20 protein-coding genes and 1 pseudogene are annotated in these 21,231 nt (G+C 72.7%); 9 read left to right on the forward strand and 12 right to left on the reverse strand.

From position 1 onward, the window contains the following. Positions 1-340: 340 nt before the first annotated feature. The 3 genes from ACFY0P_RS39955 to ACFY0P_RS39965 all read left to right on the forward strand — a co-directional run bounded on the left by ACFY0P_RS39955 (position 341) and on the right by ACFY0P_RS39965 (position 2,534). Complete coding sequence (locus ACFY0P_RS39955; protein ID WP_388925052.1) at positions 341-709, forward strand: peptidoglycan-binding protein; 369 nt, start codon at positions 341-343, stop codon at positions 707-709. Between the two features lie 99 nt (positions 710-808). After that, positions 809-1,294, forward strand: coding sequence for a cation:proton antiporter regulatory subunit (locus tag ACFY0P_RS39960; RefSeq protein WP_388925055.1), 486 nt, complete (start codon positions 809-811; stop codon positions 1,292-1,294). A 7-nt stretch (positions 1,295-1,301) separates the two neighbouring features. Continuing rightward, positions 1,302-2,534: a cation:proton antiporter gene (locus ACFY0P_RS39965; RefSeq protein WP_388925058.1), complete on the forward strand. Its 1,233-nt coding sequence runs from the start codon at positions 1,302-1,304 to the stop codon at positions 2,532-2,534. Positions 2,535-2,570: 36 nt separating this feature from the next. On the opposite strand, the gene ACFY0P_RS39970 is transcribed toward ACFY0P_RS39965, so the two are convergent. After that, the gene (locus ACFY0P_RS39970; RefSeq protein ID WP_388925061.1) at positions 2,571-3,452 is read right to left on the reverse strand and encodes a helix-turn-helix transcriptional regulator; all 882 of its coding nucleotides are present in this window, start codon (positions 3,450-3,452) and stop codon (positions 2,571-2,573) included. Between the two features lie 101 nt (positions 3,453-3,553). Here ACFY0P_RS39970 and ACFY0P_RS39975 point away from each other — a divergent pair, with 101 nt between their 5' ends. Beyond that, complete coding sequence (locus tag ACFY0P_RS39975; protein ID WP_388925064.1) at positions 3,554-4,459, forward strand: alpha/beta hydrolase; 906 nt, start codon at positions 3,554-3,556, stop codon at positions 4,457-4,459. Positions 4,460-4,482: 23 nt separating this feature from the next. On the opposite strand, the gene ACFY0P_RS39980 is transcribed toward ACFY0P_RS39975, so the two are convergent. Further along, positions 4,483-5,238: a TIGR03943 family putative permease subunit gene (locus tag ACFY0P_RS39980; protein WP_388925067.1), complete on the reverse strand. Its 756-nt coding sequence runs from the start codon at positions 5,236-5,238 to the stop codon at positions 4,483-4,485. Continuing rightward, positions 5,235-6,305, reverse strand: coding sequence for a permease (locus tag ACFY0P_RS39985; protein WP_388925070.1), 1,071 nt, complete (start codon positions 6,303-6,305; stop codon positions 5,235-5,237). Before ACFY0P_RS39985 ends, ACFY0P_RS39980 begins: the two co-directional genes overlap by 4 nt. A gap of 171 nt (positions 6,306-6,476) precedes the next feature. Here ACFY0P_RS39985 and ACFY0P_RS39990 point away from each other — a divergent pair, with 171 nt between their 5' ends. Next, on the forward strand, positions 6,477-8,390 hold the full coding sequence (locus tag ACFY0P_RS39990; protein ID WP_388925413.1) for an NAD-binding protein: 1,914 nt from the start codon (positions 6,477-6,479) through the stop codon (positions 8,388-8,390). A gap of 266 nt (positions 8,391-8,656) precedes the next feature. Here the strand turns inward: ACFY0P_RS39990 and ACFY0P_RS39995 are convergent, their stop codons facing one another. Continuing rightward, a complete protein-coding gene (locus tag ACFY0P_RS39995; RefSeq protein ID WP_388925073.1) occupies positions 8,657-10,465 on the reverse strand; it encodes a S9 family peptidase in 1,809 nt (602 codons plus the stop codon). Between the two features lie 160 nt (positions 10,466-10,625). Here ACFY0P_RS39995 and ACFY0P_RS40000 point away from each other — a divergent pair, with 160 nt between their 5' ends. Further along, on the forward strand, positions 10,626-11,420 hold the full coding sequence (locus ACFY0P_RS40000; RefSeq protein ID WP_388925076.1) for an SURF1 family protein: 795 nt from the start codon (positions 10,626-10,628) through the stop codon (positions 11,418-11,420). 22 nt (positions 11,421-11,442) lie between these two features. Here ACFY0P_RS40000 and ACFY0P_RS40005 read toward each other — a convergent pair whose 3' ends face one another. The 4 genes from ACFY0P_RS40005 to ACFY0P_RS40020 form a co-directional block, all read right to left on the reverse strand. Then, entirely contained in the window at positions 11,443-12,576 is a 1,134-nt protein-coding gene (locus tag ACFY0P_RS40005) for a hypothetical protein (RefSeq protein WP_388925079.1), read from the reverse strand. 119 nt (positions 12,577-12,695) lie between these two features. Beyond that, on the reverse strand, positions 12,696-13,373 hold the full coding sequence (locus tag ACFY0P_RS40010; RefSeq protein ID WP_388925082.1) for a SigE family RNA polymerase sigma factor: 678 nt from the start codon (positions 13,371-13,373) through the stop codon (positions 12,696-12,698). A gap of 543 nt (positions 13,374-13,916) precedes the next feature. After that, on the reverse strand, positions 13,917-14,996 hold the full coding sequence (locus tag ACFY0P_RS40015; RefSeq protein ID WP_388925085.1) for an aspartate-semialdehyde dehydrogenase: 1,080 nt from the start codon (positions 14,994-14,996) through the stop codon (positions 13,917-13,919). Then, the gene (locus ACFY0P_RS40020; protein WP_352361221.1) at positions 14,993-16,264 is read right to left on the reverse strand and encodes an aspartate kinase; all 1,272 of its coding nucleotides are present in this window, start codon (positions 16,262-16,264) and stop codon (positions 14,993-14,995) included. Before ACFY0P_RS40020 ends, ACFY0P_RS40015 begins: the two co-directional genes overlap by 4 nt. 198 nt (positions 16,265-16,462) lie before the next feature. Between ACFY0P_RS40020 and ACFY0P_RS40025 the strand changes: the two are divergent. Next, positions 16,463-16,593 (forward strand): annotated as a pseudogene (locus ACFY0P_RS40025) (response regulator); the annotation flags it as partial. Positions 16,594-16,750: 157 nt separating this feature from the next. Here ACFY0P_RS40025 and ACFY0P_RS40030 read toward each other — a convergent pair. Further along, on the reverse strand, positions 16,751-16,918 hold the full coding sequence (locus ACFY0P_RS40030) for a hypothetical protein (protein WP_388925088.1): 168 nt from the start codon (positions 16,916-16,918) through the stop codon (positions 16,751-16,753). Positions 16,919-17,030: 112 nt separating this feature from the next. Between ACFY0P_RS40030 and ACFY0P_RS40035 the strand changes: the two genes are divergently transcribed. Then, positions 17,031-17,750, forward strand: a complete 720-nt coding sequence (locus ACFY0P_RS40035) for a TSUP family transporter (RefSeq protein WP_388925091.1) — start codon at positions 17,031-17,033, stop codon at positions 17,748-17,750. A 52-nt stretch (positions 17,751-17,802) separates the two neighbouring features. Here the strand turns inward: ACFY0P_RS40035 and ACFY0P_RS40040 are convergent, their stop codons facing one another. The 3 genes from ACFY0P_RS40040 to ACFY0P_RS40050 all read right to left on the reverse strand — a co-directional run bounded on the left by ACFY0P_RS40040 (position 17,803) and on the right by ACFY0P_RS40050 (position 19,498). After that, positions 17,803-18,468 (reverse strand): DUF5063 domain-containing protein, encoded by a 666-nt coding sequence (locus ACFY0P_RS40040; RefSeq protein ID WP_388925094.1) that lies wholly within the window; start codon positions 18,466-18,468, stop codon positions 17,803-17,805. After that, positions 18,461-19,060: a recombination mediator RecR gene (gene recR / locus ACFY0P_RS40045; RefSeq protein WP_093500254.1), complete on the reverse strand. Its 600-nt coding sequence runs from the start codon at positions 19,058-19,060 to the stop codon at positions 18,461-18,463. The genes ACFY0P_RS40040 and recR overlap by 8 nt, the downstream gene beginning before the upstream one ends. 93 nt (positions 19,061-19,153) lie before the next feature. Next, positions 19,154-19,498 (reverse strand): YbaB/EbfC family nucleoid-associated protein, encoded by a 345-nt coding sequence (locus tag ACFY0P_RS40050; protein ID WP_388925097.1) that lies wholly within the window; start codon positions 19,496-19,498, stop codon positions 19,154-19,156. A 295-nt stretch (positions 19,499-19,793) separates the two neighbouring features. On the opposite strand from ACFY0P_RS40050, the gene ACFY0P_RS40055 reads away from it, so the two are divergent. Continuing rightward, a complete protein-coding gene (locus ACFY0P_RS40055) occupies positions 19,794-20,549 on the forward strand; it encodes an SLATT domain-containing protein (RefSeq protein WP_388925100.1) in 756 nt (251 codons plus the stop codon). Positions 20,550-21,231: the final 682 nt, after the last annotated feature.

A 21,231-nucleotide genomic window follows, 5' to 3' on the forward strand; every position in this document is an offset into this window, starting at 1 on the left:
AACCCGCAGGTGAGCGGCGCGCCCGGGGCCACCGCCGGGCGGGACGGCCGAGCATTGCCCGACCGGAACCCTTCCCTGCGTTTCGCGGCGACGCTCTTGCTGAACGCGTCGTCCTGCTCGGCTGCCTGGGCATGGCGGTGCTCGGCACGCTCACCGCCGTACGCGACCGGCGCTCCGCCCGCCCCGGGGCGACGGAACCGGCGAGGGAACCGGCGGCGGAAGGAGCAGGCGTCCCGCTGTCCGGGTGACCCTCCGCGCGGCGCATCCGCTCGACTCGCGGGCGTCACCGCTCGCGCGCGACCATGGGCGGAAGTCGAGTCGCCCCCCTTGAGGAGCGGGCATGAGACGTTACCGACTGCTCACCTCGGCCGCGCTACTGGGCGCGACCGTCGCCCTGGGCCCGGCGCTGCCCCACACCGCCGCGGCCGCCTCCGGCCGGCAGTGTTCCTACGTGGCGGCGGGCTACCGGCCGACGCTCGCGTACGGCGCCACCGGAGCCGCGGTCAGGCAGGCGCAGTGCCTCAGCAACGCGTGGGGCGGGCAGCCGCCCAAGCTCGCCACCGACGGGGTCTACGGCACGGTCACGCAGAAGAAGATCGAGTGGATCCAGACCTGCCACGGCCTGCCGGCGAGCGGCGTCGTCGAGGGCCGCACCTGGCACGTGCTGTACCACCCGGCCCTGGACTGCTACGTCCCCTACCCCTCCTGACCCGCCCCCGCCCGGTCTCTCCCCCTTCCCCCGTTAGGGTGTTGTTAAAGAAAGAGCAAAGACCCAGCGGGCCGAGACGACGAGACAGGGGAGACAGCCGTGGGGGCTCCACGCCTGAGCAGGACGCCGTTGCCGGGAATCGGGGTGCGTTACGACCTCGCCACGCGGGAGCAGGGCCGGGTGTCCGTGGTCGCGCACCGGGACGGTTCGCGGATCCTGAGCGCCTACCACCGGGACGATCCCGACGCCTGCGCCCTGTCGCTCAGGCTGTCCGCGGGGGAGACGGCGGCGCTCATCGACGCGCTGCTGCCGACGCACCACAGCCCGAACCTGCTGTCCACCACCGACCTGGGGCTGGTGGCCGAACGGATCGAACTCTCCGCCACGTCGTACTGGAACGGCCGGCTCCTTGCCGAGACCCGGATGCGGACCGACACCGGCGTCTCCATCGTCGCCGTGCTGCGCCGCGCCGAGGCGGTCCCCTCCCCCACGCCCGGCTTCCGCCTCGCCGGCGGGGACACGCTCATCGTGATCGGCACCCGTGAGGGCGTCGACGCGGCCGCCGCGATACTCGGGCGGGAGTGAGTCAGCCGTGCACGACTCCTCCGTGTTCCTGATCGAGTTCGGTGCGATCATCCTCGGCCTCGGCCTGCTGGGCCGGCTCGCCGGACGCCTCCGCTTCTCGCCCATCCCCCTCTACCTGCTGGCCGGGCTCGCCTTCGGCGAGGGCGGGCTCTACCCGCTCGGCACCAGCGAGGAGTTCGTCGCGATCGGCGCCGAGATCGGCGTCGTACTCCTTCTCCTCATGCTCGGCCTCGAGTACACCGCAAGCGATCTCGTCTCCAACCTCAGGACCCAGTACCCGGCGGGCCTGGTCGACGCCGCGCTGAACGCGCTGCCCGGCGCGGCGGCGGCCCTGCTGCTGGGCTGGGGCCCGGTGGCGGCCGTGGTACTGGCCGGTGTCACCTGGATCTCCTCCTCCGGTGTCATAGCCAAGGTCCTCGGGGACCTGGGGCGGCTCGGCAACCGGGAGACCCCGGTGATCCTGAGCATCCTCGTCCTCGAGGACCTGTCGATGGCCGTCTACCTGCCGATCATCACCGCGCTGCTGGCCGGCGTCGGGCTGGCGGCGGGCAGCCTCACCCTGGCGGTCGCCCTCGGGGTCGCCGGACTGGTCCTGCTGATCGCCGTCCGCTACGGCCGGCACATCTCCCGTTTCGTCTCCAGCGACGACTCGGAGAAGTTGCTCCTGGTGGTCCTGGGCCTGACCCTGCTGGTCGCGGGCATCGCGCAGAAGCTGCAGGTCTCCGCCGCGGTGGGCGCCTTCCTGGTCGGCATAGCGCTCTCCGGCGAGGTGGCCGAGGGCGCCCACCACCTGCTCGCTCCCCTCCGCGACCTGTTCGCCGCCGTCTTCTTCGTCTTCTTCGGCCTGCACACCGACCCGTCGAGCATCCCGCCGGTGCTGCTGCCCGCGCTCGCCCTGGCGGCCGTCACCACGGTGACGAAGATCGCCACCGGCTACTGGGCCGCGAAACGCGCCGGGATATCGGCCAAGGGCCGCTGGCGGGCCGGCGGCACGCTGGTCGCCCGCGGCGAGTTCTCCATCGTCATCGCCGGCCTCGCCGTCACCGCCGGCATCGAACCCTCCCTGGGCCCCCTGGCCACGGCCTACGTCCTGATCCTCGTCGTCCTCGGCCCCCTCACCGCCCGCTACACCGAACCCCTGGCCCGCCGCCTCACCCGCCGCAGGGAAACCGAACCACCCCTCACCCTGCCGGCCCCGGCCGCCCCGGTCGACGACCAGGACACGGTCGGCCGGATGTGACCGCGGCCGGCCCGGTGGCGCCTCTGCCGTCCGCCGTCATCGCGTTCGTGCCGTGGCCGACCACTGCAGCAGGAACCGCAGGGCCTCCTGGGACGAGGAGTCCGGGGCCGGGGTGTAGGCGACGAGTTGCTGGTCGGGGTGGGTGTCGACCGAGAACTGGTGGACGTCGAGGGTGAGGGGGCCGGCGAGGGGGTGGTGGTAGGTCTTGGTGAGCTGGCGGGGGCCGCGCACCTGGTGGGTGGCCCACCAGGTACGGAAGTCCCGGTCCCGGTCGGCCAGTTCGGCGATGAGGGCGGTCAGGGCCCGGTCGTCAGGGGCACGGCCCGCCTCCATGCGCAGGACCGCCACGCATTCGCGGGCCGCCCGCGGCCAGTCCGCGTACAGGGCGCGGACGTGCTCGTCCAGGAAGGTGAGGCGGATGAGGTTGCGGGCGGACGGCGGCAGCGCCGCGAAGTCGGTGAGGAGCGCGGCCGCCCCGGCGTTCCAGGCCAGCACGTCCATACGGCGGTTCAGGATCATCGCCGGGACGTCGGGCATCGTCGCCAGCAGTTGCCGCAGGCCGGGGGCGACTTCGGGACGGCCCGGGCGGCGCTGCGGAGCGGCGGGGGCCACGTCGGCGAGGGTGAGGAGGTAGTCGCGTTCGTCCGGGGCGAGTTGGAGGGCGTCGGCCAGGGCGTCCAGGACCGGGCGGGAGACCCTGCGGGTGCGGCCCTGCTCCAGGCGGACCACGTAGTCGATGCTCACGTGCGCCAGCTGGGCCAGCTCCTCACGGCGCAGGCCGGGTACCCGGCGCAGCCGGCCGTCGTCCGGCAGGCCCGCCCGCTCCGGGGCGAGGGCGGCGCGGCGGGCGCGCAGGAACTCGCCCAGTTCGTTGCCTGGGACGGAAGCGGGACCGGGAGTGGGAGCGGCGGGGGTCATGGGTCCAGTGTCGGCCCCCGCGTCGTCCCGTGCCTGGTACTGGCTTGCACAGGCAAGGCCCTCCCTGGCACCCGGGTGCGGGCGGCGCGACGGTGGGGGCCATGAAGACTCACGTCACCTTCCCGAGCGCCGGCCTGAAGATCGCCGGCCACCTGTACACGCCCGACGGCGACGTCACCGGGCCGCTCCCCGCCGTCGTGGTCGGACACCCCGGCTCCGGGGTGAAGGAGCAGGCCGCCGGGGAGTACGCGCGGCGCCTCGCCGAGCACGGCTTCGCCACCCTCGCCTTCGACGCCGCCCACCAGGGCGAGAGCGAGGGCGAGCCGCGCGGACTGGAGGACCCGGCCCAGCGGGTCGAGGACCTCAGGGCCGCCGTCTCCTTCCTCGCCACCCGGGAGGAGGCGGACCCCGACCGGATCTCGGCGCTCGGGATCTGCGCCTCCGGCGGCTACGCCCTCGCCGCCGCCGCGACCGACCCGCGGATCAGGGCCGTCGCCACCGTCAGCGCCGTCGACGTCGCCCGCCAGTTCCGCCACGGCGCCGACGGCGGCCAGGACCCCGCCGTCCTCCGGGGCATGCTGGCCGCGGCCGCGGCGGCGCGTACCGCCGAGGCCCGCGGCGAGGGCGTGGCAACCTTCCCGCTCTTCCCCGCGACCGAGGACGAGGCACGCGCCGGCGGGCCGCACGCTCACGAGGGGTGGGAGTACTACCGCACGGCCCGCGCCCGGCACCCCCGCGCGGCCGAGGAGTTCACCTGGAACAGCGTCGACCGCATCGCCGGCTTCGACGCCTTCCACGCCCTCGAACTGCTCGCCCCGCGCCCGCTGTTGATGATCGTCGGCCGCGAGGCGGTGACCTCCTGGATGAGCGTGGCCGCGTTCCAGCGGGTCACCAGCCCCAGGGAACTGTTCTGGATCGACGGCGCCACACACGTCGGCCTCTACGACCGGGACGAGCACGTCACCCCGGCCGTCGCGAAACTGGCCGCGTTCTTCGGGGAGCGGTAGGCGCGGGGACGGTCCTGCGGGCGTCAGTTGTTCCAGGTCTCGTCGTACGGGTCGGCCGGGGTCGGGATCGGCTTGGCCGCGGTGACCTCCAGGTACGGGATCGGGCCGTTGTTCACCGGGTCGTGGGTCTGGCGGGCGGTGTACGTGCCCGTCACCTGGAGCCAGGCGTCCGGCTGGAGGACCGGGGGGATCTTGCCGGTCAGGGCCACCTTCACCGGCTGGGCGTCCGCCGCACAGCAGTTGAGGGCCATGCGGACGAGATACGGGGTGCCGGCCGAGTCGACGGCCACGAAACCCTCGATCCGGACCTGGTGACCGGCCAGCGAACGGCCGTGGTCGTAGACCGCGCGGCCCGCGTAGTCGACGAGGTTGAGCGGCATCGGGTCGGACTTGGGCAACTTCAGGTAGCCGTACGGCTGTTGCAGGGCCGTGCCGGTGCGCAGCGCGCTGTAGGAGCCGAGCGCGGGCGGGGCGACGAGGATCAGGGCGAGGAGGGGGAGGACCAGCAGCCAGGAGATCCGGGGTTCGGGGTGGGCATGTGCCTCCGGGTGTGCCTCGGGAGCGGGGTGTGCCTCGGGAGCGGCCTCCTTCCGGGCCCGGGCGCGCTTCCACTCGTACCAGGCCGTCGCCAGCGCCGAGACGATCAGGACGGCGCCCGCGGCCAGCACCAGCGGCTGCAGGCCCGCCTTGACGTAGCGCAGGTAGAGGTTGGTCCCGCCCGCGTGCAGCAGGGCCGCGCCCACCAGGAACATCACCGCCGCCTGCGCCTGCCGGTTCACAGCAGTACCGCCCCGGTCAGGACCGCGCCCGCGATCGCCGCCGCGAAGGTGGCCGGAGCGAAGCGCAGGGCGAAGCCGCGGCCGAAGGTGCCGGCCTGCATCGCGAAGAGCTTGAGGTCGATCATCGGGCCCACGATCAGGAACGCCAGCTTCGCGGTGAGCGAGAACTGGGTGAGGGAGGCCGCCACGAACGCGTCCGCCTCCGAGCAGATGGACAGGAGTACGGCCAGGACCGACAGGGCGAGGATCGCGACCACCGGGTTGGCGGCCGCCGTGCGCAGCCACTCCGCCGGGGCCACCGCCTTCAGCGTCGCCGCCGCCATCGCGCCGAGCACCAGGAAGCCGCCCGCCTGCATGGTGTCGTGCCGGACCGAGGACCAGAACGCCTCCCCCTTGGTCTCGCCCTCGTGGTGCGCGTGCGCCGGCAGCCGCAGCCAGTCGGTGCGGCCGAGCCGTTGCCACAGCCAGCCCATCGCGCACGCCACCAGCAGGCTGCCGGCGAACCGGCCCACCACCATCTCGGGGTTGCGCGGGAACGCCACCGCCGTCGCCGTCAGCACGATCGGGTTGATCGCGGGCGCGGAGAGCAGGAACGCGATGGCCGCGGCCGGGGTGACACCCCGGCGGACCAGCGCGCCGGCCACCGGGACCGACGCGCACTCGCAGCCCGGGAGGATCACCCCGGCCAGCCCCGCGACCGGTACCGCCAGAGCCGGGTGGCCGGGCAGGGCGCGGGCGAAGAAGGAGGGCGGGACGAAGACCGCGATCGCCGCGGAGAGCAGCACGCCGAGGACGAGGAACGGGAGCGCCTGGACGACCACCGCCACGAACACCGTCATCCAGCTCTGCATCACCGGCTTCGACAGCGCGCCGCGCACCGGGCCCTGGAACACCACGACCAGGAGGAGGAGCAGGGTCAGGGCCAGGGGAGAGTTGAGGTGCCAGCCCTCCCGGTCGGGCGGGGTGCCGGTGCCGTCGGCGCCGGGGGTCCCGCCCTCGGGCGCGGCGCCGGGGGTCCCGTCCTCCGGCGCGGTGCCGGGCGGGGCGGCTTTCTCGGTGATGGCCACGGGTCGGGTACCTCCGGCACTTCGGTCAGATCCGGGATTATGCTCCCTCACCTTCCCTACGGGCGGTCAGGGGCGGCTGTTCATCTCGTTGCTGGAACCATGCGTCCCGTTGAGGCAGTCTTTTCCCTCGTGGCGAGCGTTCCGTATCAGGGTGGTGGGGCCCCGGCCCCCATGGTGGTGTGCGGGGACGACGGGCTCGCGCACCGGCTGGCCGCCGAGTTGCGCACGGTCTACGGCGAACAGGTCACCCTTGTCGTACCGCCGAACGTGCGCATCGCCCGGCCGCCGGTCGTCGGACGCGCCCGGGCCGCCTCGGCCGCGCTGTTCGACCGGGTGGTCAGTGCGGCCGTGGGCCGGACGGGCGGGAACGGTGGTGGCGGTGGCGGCACCGGTGGTTCCGGCGGCGCCGGGGCGGTCACCGGTTCCGGTGAAGGGCCGCGTGGGGAACGGGTGCTGGAGGCGGTCGAGGCCACCGAGGCGGTGCTCGCCGAGGCGGGGGTGGAGCGGGCCGCCGCGCTCGCGCTCGTGTACGACGACGACGAGACCAACATCCGGGCCGCCCTCACCGCCCGCCGGCTGAATCCGCGGCTGCGGCTCGTACTGCGGCTGTACAACCGACGGTTGGGGCAGCACATCGAGGAACTCCTCGACCAGGCGGCCGCGCTGGCGATCGGGGACGTGGACGGCAGCGAGGGCGGCGCGGTGGGGGACGCCTCCACGATCGTGCTGTCCGACGCCGACACCGCCGCGCCCGCGCTCGCCGCCACCGCGCTCGCCGGGCGCGGCAAGGTCATCCACACGGAGGGGCTGGTGCTGCGGGCGGTGGACCTGCCGCCGGGTGCCGTCGCCGGGCAGGACGCCGCCGAGCGGGGGCTGTTCCCGCTGGCGTTGCTCTCGCCGAACGGCACCGGGCCGGAGCCGGCCGAGGGCGGCCGGGAGCGGGGGCCGCGGCTGCTGCCGGACGCCGAGCAGGTACGGGCCGCGGGTGAGCGTGGCGTGATGGTGCTGGAGCACGTGTCGTCGTCCGCGGGGGCGGCGGAGCCGGCCGGGCGCGGGGTGGGGGTCGTACCGCCGCTCGCCTCGCTGTTCTCGCGGCGGCTCAGGTGGTCGCTGTTCGGCAGCGCGGGCTGCGTGGTCGCGCTCGCGGTCGCGCTGTCGGTGGTGACGCACATGCATCCGGTACGGGCCTTCTACTACACGCTCCTCGACCTGTTCGCCATCGACAACCCCGCGATCGGGGCGCCGCTCGGCCGGCAGATCCTGCAACTCCTGTCCGGGCTGGTCGGGTTGCTGCTGCTGCCGGTGCTGCTGGCGGCGGTGCTGGAGGCGCTCGGGACCTTCCGCACCGCGTCCGCGCTGCGCAAGCCGCCTCGGGGGCTGGGCGGGCATGTCGTGCTCCTCGGGCTGGGGAAGATCGGGACGCGGGTACTGACGCGGTTGCGCGAGCTGCACGTGCCCGTGGTGTGCGTCGAGGCCGACCCCGAGGCGCGCGGGCTGGCGGTGGCGCGGCGGCTGCGGGTGCCGGTGGTGCTCGGGGACGTGACCCAGGAAGGGGTCCTGGAGGCCGCGAAGATCCATCGGGCGCAGGCGCTGCTCGCGGTGACCAGCGCCGACACGACGAATCTGGAGGCCGTGCTGTACGCGCGGTCCGTGCGGCCCGATCTGACGGCGGTGCTGCGGCTGTACGACGACGACTTCGCGACCGCCGTGTACCGGACGCTGCGGGCGGCGCATCCGCGTGCGATCACCAGGAGCCGGAGCGTGTCGTACCTGGCGGCGCCGTCCTTCGCGGGGGCGATGCTGGGGCGGCAGATCCTCGGGGCGATCCCGGTGGAGCGGAAGGTGCTGCTGGTGGCGGTGGTGGGGGTGGGCGGGCATCCGCAGTTGGAGGGGCGGACGGTGGAGGGGGCGTTTCGGGTGGGGGCGTGGCGGGTGCTGGCGCTCGAGGGCCGGCAGGGGGTTGCGGACGGGGGGTATGTGCTGCGGGGTGGGGACCGGGTGGTGGTGGTCGCCACCCGTCGGGGGCTGGCGGAGCTGTCCGGCCGCCGGGCCTTGCCCACCCACCCACCCGACTCGCTCGGTTGAGGGGTGGGGGTGCGTGGGCCGGCGCGGTACCGATGCCTGCGGCTGAGCGGGAGCTGAGCCTCAATCGGCTCACACCACGCCGTGGCCCGGTGCCGCACCGTCGTGGTTGACCGCGCCGTTCCCCGCGCCCCTTACCGGGCACACCACGCCGTGATCCGGTGCCGCACCATCGTGGTTGACCGCGCCGTTCCCCGCGCCCCTTACGGGACGCACCGCGCCGTGGTCCGGTGCGAGTGAGGGGCTCGCTTCTCGAGAGGCCGGGTCGGTCAGTCTGTCGGGGTCGCCGCCGTAGGCGTGAGGTGGCGCTCCGCGAACTCCATTTCCAGTCGGAGTTGCTTGATGCGTTCGTCGACCACCAGGGAGCCGTGGCCCGCGTCGTAGCGGTAGACCTCGTGGGGGGCCGAGCGGGCTGCCAGGCGGTTGACGTAGTTGTCGATCTGGCGGATCGGGCAGCGGGGGTCGTTGAGGCCGGCCGAGATGTAGACGGGGGCCTTGACGTCGTCCACGTAGGTGAGGGGGGAGGAGGCGGCGAAGCGGTCGGGGACCTCTTCCGGCGTGCCGCCCAGCAGCGTGCGGTCCATCGCCTTCAGGGACTCCATCTCGTCGTGGTACGCCGTGACGTAGTCGGCGACCGGGACGACCGCGATGCCCACCGCCCAGGACGCCGGCTGGGTGCCCAGGCCGAGGAGCGTGAGGTAGCCGCCCCAGGAGCCGCCGGTCAGGACGAGCCGGTCGGGGTCGGCGAGCCCGGACTCGACCGCCCAGTCCCGGACCGCCGCCACGTCCTCCAGCTCGATCAGACCCACCCGGTGCTTCAGCGCGTCCGTCCAGGCCCGGCCGTAGCCCGTGGAGCCTCGGTAGTTGATGCGGACCACCGCGTACCCGTGGTCCACCCAGGCCGCCGGGCCCGCCGCGAAGCTGTCGCTGTCGTGCCAGGTCGGGCCGCCGTGCAGGTCGAAGACGGTGGGCAGGGGCCCGACGGCGCCGGCCGGCTTCTGGATCAGGGCGTGGATGAGGCCGCCGGGGCCCTCCACCCACGCGTCCGAGACAGGGACGGAAGGGGGGCACTTCATGCCCGGCGGGTCCAGGACCACCTCGCCGGTCGTTGAGCGGACCACCGGCGGCTCGGCGGCCGAGGACCAGAGGTACTCGACGGTGCCGTCGGGGCGGGCCGTGGCCCCGGAGACGGAGCCCGGCGGGGTCGGGATGCGGGCCAGCTCGCGCGTGGCCAGGTCGTAGCGGAACAGGTCGCTGCGGGCCTTGTGGCTGTGCGCGATGAGCAGTGCGCTGCCGTCCGGGTACCACTCCGCGCTCACGTCGCCCGGCAGGTCGAGGGTGAGGTCCGTCTGCGCGCCGGAGGCGACGTCCCAGACCAGGGGCTCCCAGCGGCCCCGCCGCTGGTGGCCGATGAGCAGCCGCGGGTCGCCGTCGACGGGGGCGAAGCCCAGCACCTCCAGGCCGAGTTCCTCCGTGCCGCCCTCGGTGTCGTCGAGCTCGGCGACCGTCGTGCCGTCCGGGCGGACCACGCGCAGCGCCGAGTGCATCGCGTCGCCGTGCTCGGTGTGCTCGATCGCGATCAGCGAGCCGTCGTGGGAGAGGTCGCCGACACCGGCCGACTCGGCGTGCCGGTAGATCTCCAGCGGCTCCTCCCCCGCTCTGACCAGGTAGATCGTCGTACCCTCGTCGTCCGTCGAGCGGCCCACGACCGCCGTGCGGCCGTCCCGGCCCAGCGCCAGACCCGAGGGGTAGGACGGCTCCAGGCCCGGCGCCGCCTCCTCGTCCGCGCCGCCGCCGAAGGGCTGGCGGCGCCAGACGCCGAACTCGTCGCCGTCCTTGTCGTCGAACCACCAGATCCACGCGCCGTCCGGGGAGAGCAGCCCGTCCGTCGTGCCGTTCGGCCGGTTCGTCGCCTGGCGCTGCTCCCCGCTCGCGCGGTCCCAGGCGTACAGCTCGTACGTCCCCGTCGCGTTCGACACGAACAGGGAACGGTCGGGGGCGTCCTCCGCCCAGTCCGGCAGGGAGACCCGAGGGGCGCGGAAGCGCTTCTCCCAGTCCGGCATGTCGCTCTCACTCATGGCCGCAGTCATGGCCCCATAGTGCCCGTCCCCGCCCACAATGCGTCGAGGAGAGTCCACGGCCTGTGGATAACTTTGCGAACCTCCAGGTGCACGTCCGGGGCGGGACGCGCCCACCCCGCCCGTAAACCGTCATGAACCGCCCCGTACCGTGGACGGCGTGTACCGCTTTCTGCTGACACCCCGCTGGTGGGGCATCAACGTCTTCGTGCTGCTCGCCATCCCGTTCTGCATCTTCATGGGGTCGTGGCAGCTGAGCCGCTTCGAGGCGCGGGTCGAGGCGCATCGCAGCGCCGACGAGCAGGTCGAGACGGCGAAGACGGAGGCGGCCCGGCCGCTGGCCGACCTGCTGCCCGTCGACCAGTCGACCTCCGGCAAGCGGGCCACCGTCACCGGCCGGTACGCCAAGCAACTGCTCGTGCCCGACCGCCAGGTCGACGGGAAGGACGGCTTCTACGTCCTGACCCTGCTGCGCACCGACTCCGGCAAGGCCCTGCCCGTCGTCCGCGGCTGGCTGCCCGGCAAGGCGGACGCCGCCGAGGTGCCGGCCCCGCCCACCGGCGAGGTCACCGTCACCGGCGCGCTCCAGGCCTCCGAGACGCCGGGGGACAACGGCGTCAGCAACCAGGGCGGGCTGCCGTCGGGACAGACGGCGGCGATCAGCGCGGCCTCGCTGGTGAACCTGGTGCCGTACCCGGTGTACGACGCGTGGATCACCCTGGACAAGGCCGACGCGGGGATGACGGCCGTACCGGCGACCGCGCCGGACAACTCGGGGCTCGACCTCAAGGCGTTCCAGAACCTCGGCTACACCGGTGAGTGGTTCGTGTTCGCGGGGTTCGTGGTGTTCATGTGGTTCCGGCTGCTGCGCCGCGAGGTGGAGTTCGCCCGGGACGCGGCGCTCGGCCTGGTCCCGGAGCCGGAAGAGGAAGCCCAGCAGCCGACCGCCGTATGACGGCCCCCGCCGGTCCCGCCCGTCACTGGGCCGCCAGGACCCCGGTCCAGTAGACCGTCCCGGCGCACGCGTTCGTCACCGTCGCCGAGCCGGTCGGGGACCCGGCCTCCGGGGTGTACGAGACCGCGACGCTCCCGTCGGCCGTGCCGTCCTCGGTGAGCAGCTGGGTGGTGGTGCCGTCCGACCCGGACGTGGTCGTACCGGCGCTGCTGCTGGCGCCCTCGGAGGGGCTCGGGGAGGCCGTGCCGCCGTCGGTGCCGCCGGTGTCGGTGGAGCCGCCGGTGCTGGAGCCGCTGGTCGGGCAGGTCTCGGAGGGGACGAAGCCGAACTTCTCCTCGTAGGCCGCGCCGGGCGCCAGGATCAGGCCGGTGAGCTCGGTGGTCGGGTCGGGCAGCCCGGCCGCCGCGTCGCCGGAGGCATGCCGGACGGCGTTGATCTTGGTGCTGTCGGCCGCGCCCTGCGCGAGGAGGCCCACGCTGCCGGGGCCGCCGACGGTGCAGCTCGTCGTCGAGACGTTGACGACGCGGAAGGTGCCGTAGACGACGCCCGTCGAGTCGGGGGCGTCGACGGTGGACGTCGGGGTGCCGAGCTGCGCGGAGGTGCAGACGGGGGCGCTGCTGGCGGCGCTGGCGGTGGGGACGACCTTGGTGCCGGAGACGGCTCCGGTGCTCTCGTTCTTGCCGCCGTCCTTGGGGCCGCCGGGGCTCTGGTCGGCGGCCTGGCCGCCGCTGCCGCCCGCGGTGCCGGAGCCGCCGTCGGGGTTCTTGCCGCCGGTGGCGCCGCCCTGCGCCTGGGAGGCCTGGCCCGCCATGGAGGTGTTGGGGTCGGTGCCGCCGGAGTTGGAGACGTGTATCAGGGCGGGGATCGCGGTCCCGATGAACAGGGCCGCGGCCGCCATGCCGACGGCGGCCTGCCGCTTGCGGGCCCGGCGGGCGGGCACCGCGCGGCGCAGGTGGTCGAGGCTGCCGTCGCGCGGCGCGAGGTCGTCGACCGCGGAGTGCAGCAGCCGGCGCAGCGCCAGCTCGTCCGTGTCGAGCCCGTCCAGGGTCTCCGGGCCGTCGGCACCGGCCCCGAAGCCGGGGCCGAGCCCGCTCCGGAGCCCTTCAGGGCCCTGCTCCAGGCCCTCGGGGCCCTTTTCCTCGGGGCCGTGGTTCACAGTTCCGTTCCCAGCGTGCGATTGCGTGTGCTCTTGCTCGTGGTGCTGTCCTGGCGTCGGCTCGTGCCAGGCGTAGGGCTCGTGGCGATCATGTGAGTCGCCTCCCTCTGGACTGTCCGTCATGCCGGCGACTCCATGGCCACGCGCAGGGCCGCGATGCCGCGCGACCCGTACGCCTTGACCGAGCCCAGCGAGATGCCGAGCGTCTCGGCGACCTGGGCCTCGGTCATGTCGGCGAAGTAGCGCAGGACGAGAACCTCGCGCTGGCGGCGCTGGAGGCCCTTCATCGCCTTGATCAGGTCGCGCCGCTCCAGCTGGTCGTAGGCGCCCTCCTCGGCGCTGGCCGCGTCCGGCATCGGCTTGGAGAGGAGCTTGAGGCCGAGGATGCGGCGGCGCAGCGCGGAGCGGGAGAGGTTGACGACCGTCTGACGCAGGTAGGCCAGGGTCTTCTCCGGGTCACGGACGCGTTTGCGCGCGGAGTGGACGCGGATGAACGCCTCCTGGACGACGTCCTCGCAGGAGGCGGTGTCGTCGAGGAGGAGCGCGGCGAGGCCGAGGAGCGAGCGGTAGTGCGCCCGGTAGGTCTCGGTGAGGTGGTCGACGGTGGTACCGGCCGCCGCCGTCGTCTCCTCCGCGCCGTCGCGCTGGCCGGGTATGCGGGTGGGCCGCGCTGCGGGCATGGGCGCGATCACCGGCATGCCGCCGGGCGCGCCGGGCATGCGGGGGCGCAGGCCGGCGCGGGGCGGCCGCAGGGCCGTCGCGCCGCGGGGCGCGCTGAGTTCGAGTACCTCTGCCACGCCAGTTGGACACGTCTACCCCCGGTGGGGTTGTACGTGCCGGGCATCACTTTTACATCGGGCGTGCCGGACAGGCGCGCGCCGAGCCCGCCGGACGGGCGCACGCCGGGTCCGCCGGCCACGTGCACGCCGGGTCCGCCGAGTCCACCGGGTGGGCCGGCCGGCGCGGTCGGCACTGTTCTGTGCGCGTCCGGCAGCACACCCGACGGTGCGTCAATTGCCGCCATGCGTCCCGCTCTTCCCTTATGTCCCATGATGAACAGGCGTCCCCACGCCCCGATCACGGCGTCCCCACGCCAGGATCATGCGTCCCCGCGCCCCCAAGGCCCGGTTGCGTAAGCGCCCGGTAAGTGGGCGACCGCAAAGACGCTCCCCGCCGTCCGCATGGTTGCGGAGGACGGGGAGGAAAATCTTCGAACGCGGACGGGCCCTGGTTCAAGAGGTTTGGACCATGCTCCGGGACACATTTCTTACGTAGACCCTACCTGTGGGCCCGCTCCCACCCGGGCCGCCTACAGGGCGTTTGCCGTGGTCACCGGCTGTTCACACAAAATCCTCACTACCTGAACGGCCAGTCAGTTCCGCCGCCACCAGCTCGGCGATCTGAGCGGTGTTCAGCGCGGCCCCTTTGCGAAGGTTGTCCCCGCACACGAAGAGCTCCAGCGCGGTCGGGTCGTCGAGCGCCCGCCGGACCCGCCCGACCCAGGTCGGGTCGGTGCCGACCACATCGGCGGGGGTCGGGAACTCGCCCGCGGCCGGGTTGTCGAAGAGGACGACCCCGGGGGCCGTGTCGAGGATCTCCCGGGCCTTGTCGACCGTGACCTCGCCCTGGAACCTGGCGTGGACCGTCAGCGAGTGCGTGGTGACCACCGGCACCCGCACGCAGGTCACCGCGACCGGCAGCTTCGGCAGCCCGAGGATCTTGCGGGACTCGTCCCGCACCTTCATCTCCTCCGAGGACCAGCCGTCCTCCCGCAGCGACCCGGCCCACGGTACGACGTTCAGCGCGACCGGCTCCGGGAACGGCCCGGTCAGGTCCCCGACCGCCCGCCGTACGTCACCGGGCTTGGTGCCCAGCTCCGTACCGGCGACCATCGACAGCTGGGCCCGCAGCGTCTCCACGCCGGCCCGCCCGGCCCCGCTCACCGCCTGGTACGACGACACCACCAGCTCGCGCAGCCCGAACTCGGCGTGCAGCGCGCCCAGGGCGACGATCATCGACAGGGTGGTGCAGTTGGGGTTGGCGATGATCCCGCGCGGCCGGTTGCGGGCGCAGTGCGGATTGACCTCGGGGACGACCAGCGGCACCTCCGGGTCCATCCGGAAGGCGCCGGAGTTGTCCACGACGACGACACCCTTGGCGGCGGCGATCGGCGCCCAGCGCGCGGACACCTCGTCGGGCACGTCGAACATCGCGACGTCGATGCCGTCGAAGGCCTCCTCCGACAGCGCGACGACCTCGACCTCGACCCCGCGCACGGTCAGCTTGCGGCCGGCCGAGCGCGGGGTGGCGATCAGGCGGATCTCGCCCCAGACGTCCGCCCGCTGGGACAGGATCTGGAGCATCACCGTGCCGACGGCTCCGGTCGCACCCACGACCGCGAGCGCCGGCTTGGCAGTCATCGGCCGGTGCCTCCGTAGACCACGGCTTCGTCGGTGTCGGAGTCGAGACCGAAAGCGGTGTGCACGGCGCGGACGGCCTCCGGCACGTCGTCGGCGCGGGTGACGACCGAGATGCGGATCTCCGAGGTGGAGATCAGCTCGATGTTGACCCCGGCGTCGCTGAGCGCCTCGAAGAACGAGGCCGTGACCCCCGGGTTGGTCTTCATCCCCGCGCCGACCAGCGAGATCTTGCCGATCTGGTCGTCGTAGCGCAGCGAGTCGAAGCCGATGCCCGCCCGGTTGCGCTCCAGCGCGTCGATGGCCTTGCGGCCTTCGGTCTTGGGGAGCGTGAAGGAGATGTCCGTCAGGCCGGTGGCCGCGGCGGACACGTTCTGCACGACCATGTCGATGTTGATCTCGGCATCGGCGATGGTCCGGAAGATGGCGGCGGCCTCGCCCGGCTTGTCGGGCACCCCGACGACCGTGACCTTGGCCTCGGAGGTGTCGTGCGCGACACCGGAGATGATGGCCTGTTCCACCTTCTTGTCCCCAATCGGCTTGCTGCTGACCCACGTGCCCTGCAGTCCGCTGAAGCTGGACCGGACGTGGATCGGGATGTTGTAGCGGCGCGCGTACTCCACACAGCGGTGGAGCAGCACCTTGGAACCGGAGGCGGCGAGCTCCAGCATGTCCTCGAAGGAGATCCAGTCGATCTTCCGCGCCTTCTTCACCACGCGCGGGTCGGCGGTGAACACACCGTCGACGTCGGTGTAGATCTCGCAGACCTCGGCGTCCAGCGCGGCGGCGAGCGCCACGGCGGTCGTGTCGGACCCGCCGCGTCCCAGCGTGGTGATGTCCTTCTTGTCCGCGCTGACGCCCTGGAACCCGGCCACGATCGCGATGTTGCCCTCGTCCAGCGCCGTCCTGATCCGCCCCGGCGTGACGTCGATGATCCGGGCTTTGTTGTGGACCGAGTCGGTGATGACGCCTGCCTGGCTGCCGGTGAACGACTGGGCCTCGTGGCCCAGGTTTTTGATCGCCATGGCCAGCAGTGCCATGGAGATACGCTCTCCGGCGGTCAGCAGCATGTCGAACTCACGCCCGGCAGGCATCGGGGATACCTGCTCGGCGAGATCGATCAGCTCGTCCGTCGTGTCGCCCATCGCGGAAACGACGACAACCACCTGGTTGCCGTTCTTCTTCGCTTCCACGATTCGCTTGGCGACGCGCTTGATGCCCTCGGCATCGGCAACGGAGGAGCCTCCGTACTTCTGCACGACAAGGCCCACGTGCGCTCCTCGCTCGGTTTGTTGTGTCGGCTCAGTTTAACGAGCGTCCGAATTCCACCAGCCTGCTCCCGCATGGTGAGACTGGTCGGGCCGCGCCGCTCGCGACCGGAACCTGCCCAGCGGACGGCACCCCACGCGGAAAGTGCCCTGCCTCACATTGGCCTCCGTACGTGAAGTCTCAGGAATTAGGTACGGGGCGTGCGCGCACTTCTGGTGGAAGACGACGAGCCGGTCGCGGAATCCCTCCGGCGCGGGCTGAAGCGGTACGGCTTCGAGGTCGAGTGGGGGTCACCACGGGCGCCGCCACGCTCGCCCACGCCGGCCCCTACGCAGCCACATCCTCCTCAAGAGGCCGGCGATCTGTGCCTTGCCGGGCTTGTGGGCGGGCGTGTCGCTGCCGGCCTGGCTCACCCCCACGCGCGGTACGTGTGCGGTTAACGCGCGTGCAGCCGACGTACAGCGGACGTGCAGGACTGCTCCAATTCCTCATGAGCGCAGCAGGCTGACCCCGGCGCCGAGCGAGACGACCCCCATCCCGACGGCGGTCATCACCCCCTGCGTGCCGTCGACGGCGAAGGGCGCGACGGCGGCGACGACGAGGTTGAAGAGGAAGAGGAACCACAGGACGGGACGGGAGGAGAGCAGCGGCTTCACGGCGGGATCCTTGCGTCTGGGACGGGCTGACCTGGTGAGATCAACGATCCCGTCTCCCGCGTCCCGCAACGAGGACGTGCACTCCCGAACCCTTGGTGTAGGCAGGTACACCATGACGGCGCTGATCCTTCTCACCGGCATCGTGCTGCTGGGCGCGAGCGTGCAGTGGCTGACCGGCATGGGTTTCGCGCTGGTCGCCGTACCCACCCTGATCCTGCTGCTCGGCCCCGCCGAGGGCGTCGCGCTCGCCAACTGCGCGGCGGGCGCGATCAGCGTGGTGGGCCTGGCGGGCGGCTGGCGCCGGGTGCGGCCGGCCGCGATGGTCCCGCTGTGCGCGGCGGCGGCCTGCACGGTCCCGGCGGGCACCTGGATCACCCACCAGCTCCCGCCGCCGCTCCTCCTGCTGACCATGGGCGCCCTGGTGACAGCGGCCGTCCTCCTGGTGATGCGCGGCGCCCGACTCCCCGCACTCCGCGGCCGGGGCGGCGCGCTCACGGCCGGCGCGGTCGGCGGCTTCATGAACTCGGCGGCGGGCGTGGGCGGCCCCCCGATCTCCCTCTACGCCCTCAACGCGGGCTGGACGGTACGGGAGTTCGTCCCCAACGCCCAGTTCTACGGCGTGCTCGTCAACGCCTTCTCGGTGACGGCGAACGGGGTGCCGGGGCTGGGCGGCGCGCAGTGGGCGGCGGTGGCCGCGGCGATGACGGCGGGCGGCATCATCGGCAGGAAGGTGGGCGACCGCCTCCCCGAACACCACGCCCGCCGCCTGGTCCTCCTCCTCGCCCTGACGGGCGGGGTCACCGCGGTGGCGAAGGGGGTGTGGACGCTGTGACCCGCGCGCCGACGAGGCTCAGTCCACGAATTACGGGTTCACCGTGGCTGTCCTACTTGGCAGAGGACCGCACTCCCGGTGACCCGCCGATCTCCTGCTGCATGACCTGGCCCGCCTCGAACTCCAGGGTCTCGTCGCCCATGGTCGCCTGGTCGGTGTCCAGGCCGTCCAGTTCCTCCAGGGGCTGGTTGAGGCGGACGTGGATCAGGACGGACTGAAGGGCTCGGAGGACGGCGGAGGCCGTCGGACCCCAGTTGGAGAAGTAGGAGAACTGCCACCACCACAGGGCCTCCGTGGTGCGGCCCGCACGGTAGTGGGCCATGCCGTGGCGGAGGTCGGTGATGATGTCGGCCAGGTCGTCCGAGATCCGGGCCGGGACCGGCGCCTTGCGGGGCTCGTACGGGTCGAAGACCTCGGAGTAGACGTCGATGGGGTCGAGGAGGCGTCCGAAGTTCTCGCGGAGCTGGTCGACGTCCGGCTCGGGGCCCAGGTCCGGCTCGTAGCGCTCGTCGGGGACGATGTCCTCGTGCGCGCCGAGACGGCCGCCGGCCAGCAGGAGCTGGGAGACCTCAAGGAGGAGGAAGGGAACCGTCGAGTCCGGCTCGTCGCCCTTCGACACCTCCGTCACGGCCACCAGGAAACTCTCCACCTGGTCGGCGATCTGGACCGCGAAGTCGTCAGGGTTCTGCGCGGTCGCGTGCAGCGTGGCGTCAGACATCTAGGAGTCGTCTCCCCTCGAAGGCGCGGCCGAGCGTGACCTCGTCCGCGTATTCCAGGTCGCCACCCACCGGGAGGCCGCTGGCCAGGCGGGTGACCTTCAGGCCCATGGGTTTGATCATGCGGGCGAGGTAGGTGGCAGTGGCCTCGCCCTCCAGGTTCGGGTCCGTGGCGAGGATCAGCTCCGTCACCGTGCCGTCCGCCAGGCGGGCGAGCAGCTCCCTTATCCGCAGGTCGTCCGGGCCGACCCCCTCGATCGGGCTGATCGCGCCGCCGAGGACGTGGTAGCGGCCGCGGAACTCACGCGTGCGCTCGATCGCGACGACGTCCTTCGGCTCCTCCACGACACAGATCACCGTGGGGTCGCGGCGGGTGTCGCGGCAGATGTTGCACAGTTCCTCCTGTGCCACGTTGCCGCAGGTCGCGCAGAAGCGGACCTTCGCCTTCACCTCCAGGAGAGCCTGCGCGAGACGCCGTACGTCCGTCGGCTCCGCCTGCAGGATGTGGAAGGCGATCCGCTGCGCGCTCTTCGGACCGACGCCGGGAAGCCGCCCCAGCTCGTCGATGAGGTCCTGGACCACGCCTTCGTACAACGGACTGCCCTTCCTGGAGTCTTTCGGTACGTACCGTAGTTGGCTGCCGCCTGTCCTAGGAAGGCGGTGCGGGTGTCGTGCGGGCGACGAACATCAGAACGGCAGGCCGGGGATGCCGCTGCCGCCGCCCAGACCCTGCGCCAGCGGGCCGAGCTTCTGCTGCTGGAGCGCCTGGGCGTTCTCGTTGGCCGCCTGCACCGCCGCGACGATCAGGTCCGCGAGGGTCTCGGTGTCCTCCGGGTCCACCGCCTTCGGGTCGATCTTCAGCGCGCGCAGTTCGCCGGAACCGGTCACGGTGGCCCGCACCAGGCCGCCGCCCGCCTGTCCGTCGACCTCCGTGCTCGCCAGCTCCTCCTGGGCCCGCGCCAGGTCCTGCTGCATCTTCTGGGCCTGCTGGAGCAGCTGCTGCATGTTGGGCTGGCCACCACCGGGGATCACGATCAGCTCCTGGGTCGGGTCCGGATTTTCTCTGTTGTGGATGAGCCTACGTGGTCGACGCAGCCATCGCCCCGCCACTCTTTCGAGTGAGATTCCCGGTGGCCCTATACCTGATCAAGACCCACTTCCGGGCGGAAAAGAGACGAAAGCACAGCCTTCGCCACCCATTGGGCGGTAGGAAGGGTTCCCGTCGTCAGCATCCATTGTCGGGTCCAGTGCCGGGGCCAGTGCCAGGCCCAACGTCAGGTCCGGTGTCACGGAACGTGACCGGCCGGGATCAGTTAGGGAGTGCCGGGTGGGTCAGCCGGAGATGCAGCCCGAGGGACCGCCTCAGGACGGGCGGGGCGGCGAGGGTGCGGCCGGACTGCGGCCGGGTGATCTGACCGGGCGGGCGTTCCCGCTCGGGGACTGGGGTGAGCCGGCCGAGCGGCTCGACGAGCTGTACCGGTGGGTGGAGCGCGGGGCGCTGGAGACGGCCGGGTGGTATCTGGCGGACCGGATCTGGAAGCGGCGCGGGGCGCGGGCGCTGCGGTGCGGGGCGGCCGTGGGGGCGACGCTCGGGGCGGCGCTGCCGCTCCTCGACCTGACCGGGGTGGTCGGCGGGGTCGCGCCCTGGGGGTATCTGGCGCTGCTGCTGGCGGTGTCCTGCGTCGGCATCGACCGGTTCTTCGGGGTGACGTCGGGATGGATAAGGGACATGGCCACCGCGCAGGCCGTGCAGCGGCGACTGCAGGTGCTGCAGTTCGACTGGGCGTCGGAGAGTGTGCGGGAGGTGCTGGGGCCGGCCGAGGGTACGGCGAGCGAGGCGGCCGAGCGGTGCCTGGGGGTGCTGCGGAGGTTCTCGGAGGACGTGACCGAACTGGTCCGTACGGAGACGGCCGACTGGATGGTGGAGTTCCGGACGGGGCCGGCGCCGCTGGGCATGCAGGCGACGGTGACGGCGGGGCCGCGGGCGGATGCGGGACATCTGAACGGGCGGTTCCCGCTGCCGCCGGGGCCGAACGGGGCTCGGCCGAACATGCCCAGGCAGCGGCCGCCGGAACCGCGGTGAGGGTGGCGCGCGTCGTCGGACCGGTGCGGCGGGGTGGGGGGTCTTCGCGCAGTTCCCCGCGCCCCTGGAGGGTGGGTGCTTCGCGCCGTCGTTCGGTACCGCACCGTCGTGGTTGATCGCGCAGTTTCTCGCGCCCCTGGGGGGTGGGGGCTTCGCGCCCTCGTTCGGTACCGCACCGTCGTGGTTGATCGCGCAGTTCCCCGCGCCCCTGGGGGGTGGGGGCTTCGCGCCCTCGTTCGGTACCGCGCCATCGTGGTTGATCGCGCAGTTCCCCGCGCCCCTGGAGGGTGGGGGCTTCGCGCCCTCGTTCGGTACCGCACCGTCGTGGTTGATCGCGCAGTTCCCCGCGCCCCTGGAGGGTGGGGGCTTCGCGCCGTATTTCGGTGCCGCGCCGTCGTGGTTGATCGCGCAGTTTCTCGCGCCCCTGGGGGGTGGGGGCTTCGCGCCGTCGTTCGGTGCCGCACCGTGGGGGGTGTTCGCGCAGTTCCCCGCGCCCCTGGAGGGTGGGGGCTTCGCGCCGTATTTCGGTACCGCACCGTCGTGGTTGATCGCGCAGTTTCTCGCGCCCCTGACGGGGCGTTGTAGCGGGCGGCGGCTCAGACGCGCCCCATAGGGGCGCGGGGAACTGCGCGGGCGGACACGATGGCGGTGCACGCGGAATTGTCCGGACGCCCGAATGTCT

The sequence above is a fragment of the Streptomyces sp. NPDC001714 genome (assembly GCF_042892755.1).
In the GTDB taxonomy this organism is placed as follows: domain Bacteria; phylum Actinomycetota; class Actinomycetes; order Streptomycetales; family Streptomycetaceae; genus Streptomyces.